General features: G+C 43.7%; 4 protein-coding genes. 1 reads left to right on the forward strand and 3 read right to left on the reverse strand.

What is annotated here, in order from left to right; translation table 11 throughout:
• The 3 genes from LYNGBM3L_RS11650 to LYNGBM3L_RS11660 form a co-directional block, all read right to left on the reverse strand.
• Positions 1-234 (reverse strand): Panacea domain-containing protein (locus tag LYNGBM3L_RS11650; RefSeq protein ID WP_008182843.1); only part of this gene is annotated, 234 nt, incomplete at its 3' end.
• 206 nt (positions 235-440) lie between these two features.
• Entirely contained in the window at positions 441-755 is a 315-nt protein-coding gene (locus tag LYNGBM3L_RS49365; RefSeq protein WP_008182845.1) for an RNA-guided endonuclease InsQ/TnpB family protein, read from the reverse strand.
• A gap of 73 nt (positions 756-828) precedes the next feature.
• Positions 829-1,689: an RNA-guided endonuclease InsQ/TnpB family protein gene (locus LYNGBM3L_RS11660; RefSeq protein WP_008182847.1), complete on the reverse strand. Its 861-nt coding sequence runs from the start codon at positions 1,687-1,689 to the stop codon at positions 829-831.
• Positions 1,690-2,442: 753 nt separating this feature from the next.
• Between LYNGBM3L_RS11660 and mgtE the strand changes: the two genes are divergently transcribed.
• Entirely contained in the window at positions 2,443-3,834 is a 1,392-nt protein-coding gene (mgtE, locus tag LYNGBM3L_RS11665; RefSeq protein WP_044492795.1) for a magnesium transporter, read from the forward strand.
• Positions 3,835-3,963: the final 129 nt, after the last annotated feature.

A 3,963-nucleotide genomic window follows, 5' to 3' on the forward strand; every position in this document is an offset into this window, starting at 1 on the left:
AGGTAATTGCTTAGCTTCAAACTCACTGTAAAACCTGTAAGCACTAGGGCACACAGGACCGTATCGCCATGCTTGAATTTCTTCATCAAACAATGGCTGATCGTAAAGGGCTAGATGTAAACTTTGTGCATAGTACAGAAGCTTTTGAAGCTTCATGTTGGTCATTTCAGCTTCCATGCCATCATCGTAAGCTTTTACGATGAAATAGCGAGCCGCATTGAGACAATCAACCATAGTTAGACTCGCAAATCTAATTTAAATAACCTTCAATGATAGCAATTTATAATAATTGCTTGTGCTTATCATTTTGACACTCCCCGGTCGCGCATACGCGGGGATTCTTTGCTCAACGAGTCAGCTTGCTCAGTCAGGCCGGAACCAGAAAGAGTAGAGGCCGATTCTCCCAAAGCGTTTCGGGAGACCCGTTCGCGTAGCGTGGCCTACGGCCTCCGCTGCGCGAACGGATCTATGATCCAGGTTCCGGTGTGCCCCACCGTACCTAAGGCTTGTTCAAGGATGTTGATTGCAGCGTTATGGTCTCTGTCTAGGGAGCAACCACACTGACAGACGTGGGTTCTAGTTGATAGAGATTTCTTGACTGTTTCACCACAATTGGAGCAGTTTTGGCTTGTGTAGGCAGGGTTGACTGCAACAGTTATCTTGCCAAACTTAGCGCCAAAGTGTTCTATCCATTTCCTGAATTGATACCAACCTGCATCATTAATAGACTTAGCAAGACAATGATTTTTTACCATATTCTTAACCCTCAAGTCTTCATAGGCTACCAGGTCGTTTGACCGGACTACGCAACGTGCCGGAGACGAAACCTTAGAAGAGTGCAGCCTTACAACAAAACCTGCCACCTTTGATGCATAGCCTATCAACTATAAAGGCTGCACTCTTCTTGCGGTAACTTCTAACCAGTCTCTTGGCATGTTCTTGACGTTGCCTACTTATTTTGAGGTGTGTCTTACCTAGCCTATTAATCGCTTTCTTGCGATTGGATGAGCCTTTCTTTTTCCGGGAAACTTGACGTTGATATAATTTTAGGCGCTTTTCACCTTTTCTGTAGAACCTGGGATTAGGTTCAGCATCTCCGTTAGAATCTGTGTAGAAATCCTTTAGTCCAACGTCTAAGCCAATGGTGTTACCTGTAGCTGGAACAGGTTCATTAATGTCAACCTGAACGCAGAATTGGACATAGTATCCATCAGCTCGACGGACTATCCTGACTCTCTTGATCTGCTTCTTGTCGAAGCGCCACAAGTCCCATGTACCCTTGAGTTTGAGTTTCCCGATTCCCTTCAAGTCACTAAAGATGATTGACTTTTTATCAGGACATAGCTTCCATCCTGAAGTCTTATACTCTACTGAGCGACAATGTTTCTTGAATCGTGGAAACCCTTTCTTGCCGGGTACTTTTTTCTTACAGTTATCGTAGAAGCGGACGATTGATGACCAGGCTCGTTCAGCACTTGCCTGACGAGCCATAGAGTTCAGCTCATTGGCAAAGGTCAACTGTTTTGCTAGGACAGTGCAATATTTGTTGAGATCGTATTTATTGACCCCTTTATTGTCCATCCAATAGCGAATGCAGCTATTGCGAATAAACTTAGCCGTTCTAATCGCCTCATCTATGGCTGAATATTGTCTCTGCTTGCCGTATGCTTTGAACTCTAAAACTATCATTAGTATCGACCTATTGCTACTAATTTAGTATACAATACATAGCATAAAATTTAGGAACTTTCCAAATATTTTTTTCACGGCTAAAAGCGAGCTATCTCGCTTTCATCCCCGGTCTAAGGACGCGGGGTTTTCAGCATCGTTGATTCCTGATAACCTAAACTAATTCAATAGTACAATTATACTACTAAGCTGCTGATCGATAGCAATCCGATTTGAGTGGTGAAACACCAGAAGAGGGAGAGAGGGGTAAGAAGGGAAAGAATTTCACGATTTTTGTTCACAAATTAATTACCCCCGGGCTGGATCACCTACAGGGAAATCTAGGGTGATGGGATCACTCTCAAATAACTATTGCGTTAAAAATACTCTTTAACAAAGATCGCTCAAGTAGTGTCATGGCTGAATATCGGAATTCAATCAAGGATAGTTGGGTGAGCTACCAATTAAGAAACAAACCTTTGAGTAACTGTGTTAACTTTGGTTAAGTTAACTCAAACCTGATCAGCAGTAAAGATGGTTCGTATTTTACATTTCTTAATATAATTTCATTTATTTATTGATTTTCGACTAATTACCAAGTACTAATTACCAATTACCAATTACCAATTACCAATTACCAATTACTAATTACCAAGTACTAATTACCAATTACCAATTACCAATTACCAATTAGTCTTGGAGCAAGTCCAAAACCATCTAGACTTGAGTCAGCAGTGACAAACAAGTAGAACCTACTCAACAGGAGGGTTTGCATTGACTGAAAACCAAATTTCCCTCCAGACAATCTCGCGTAGTGAACTGCGACAGCTGGTGCGTTCTCAGCTGCAGATACTGCTGGAGCAAGGTAATCTTCAGGGTGCTAAGCAAGTGCTGGTACCAGTACAACCAGTAGACATTGCGGAAGCGATTGAAGGATTACCGGAAGCAATGCAAGTGATTGCCTTCCGCTTATTGTCTAAATCTGAGGCCATTGAGGTGTATGAAAATCTTGACTCCAGTGTCCAACAGTCTCTAATTGAGAAGTTTAAACATCAGGAGGTACTGGATATCGTAGACAAGATGTCGCCAGATGATCGAGCCAGGTTGTTTGATGAGTTACCAGCTAAGGTCGTCCGACGCTTGCAGTCACAGTTAAGTCCCAAAGAACGCCGAGCCACAGCCCTGCTCTTGGGGTATGAGGAGGGAACAGCAGGGCGAATCATGACCCCTGAATATATTTCCCTTAAGGAAAACTTGACAGTTACCGAGACCTTAGAGCAGATTCGTAGCTTAGCCAAAGCCTCGGAAGTCGTATATTACCTCTATATAACTGATAACTCTCGACATTTGACTGGGATTGTTTCCCTGCGGGATTTGGTGATTTCTGCCACCGAGACCACCATGGGTGAAATTATGACTCGTGATGTGGTATATGTCTATACCTATGCAGACCAGGAAGAGGTAGCACGGATGATCCAACGCTATGATTTCCTGGCTGTACCAGTGGTTGACCGGGAGCAGCGTCTAGTGGGTATTGTCACTGTGGATGATGTGATTGATATCTTGGAGCAGGAAGCAACAGAAGATATGTACGCGGTCGGTGGTGGTGTCCAATCGGAGGGGGATAATTATTTTCAAACCAATTTATTCACAGTTGCCCGCCGACGGGTAGTTTGGTTATTTGTCTTGTTACTCACTAATACGGTTACGGGTACGATCATAAAGTCTCAAGAGTCTATTTTGCAGCAGGTTGTTGCCCTAGCAGCTTTTATCCCTTTACTCACTGGCACTGGTGGGAATGTGGGAGCTCAGTCTTCTACGGTGGTGATTCGCGGCTTGAATACTGATGAAATTCGTGACTTAGGCCCCGGTCAAGTGATTGGGCGAGAGGCACTGGCGGGGTTATTACTAGGAGTAATTCTGGGTACGATGGCTACGGGATGGGCTTACTGGTTACAAGGAGATTTGTCAGTAGCCCTCTCGGTGGGAGTGAGTCTGATTGCGATCGCACTTTTAGCATCAGTTGCCGGTTCAGCCCTACCGTTTCTGTTCCGTCACCTAGGCTTAGACCCAGCTCTGATGTCCGCACCATTTATTACAACAGTTGTTGATGTCTTGGGTGTGCTGATTTATTTCAATATTGCTAAATCAGTCTTAGGGCTTTAGCATAAAATACTATATCATAGCAGTTATCAATTGGGTGAGGTAAATTTTGGATTGTAGGGAATAGGGAATAGGGAATAGGGAGTAGGGAGTAGGGAGTAGGGAGTAGGGAGTATGAATTAAGGAAAAAGG

It is taken from the genome of Moorena producens 3L, from assembly GCF_000211815.1.
Classification (GTDB): Bacteria; Cyanobacteriota; Cyanobacteriia; order Cyanobacteriales; family Coleofasciculaceae; genus Moorena; species Moorena producens.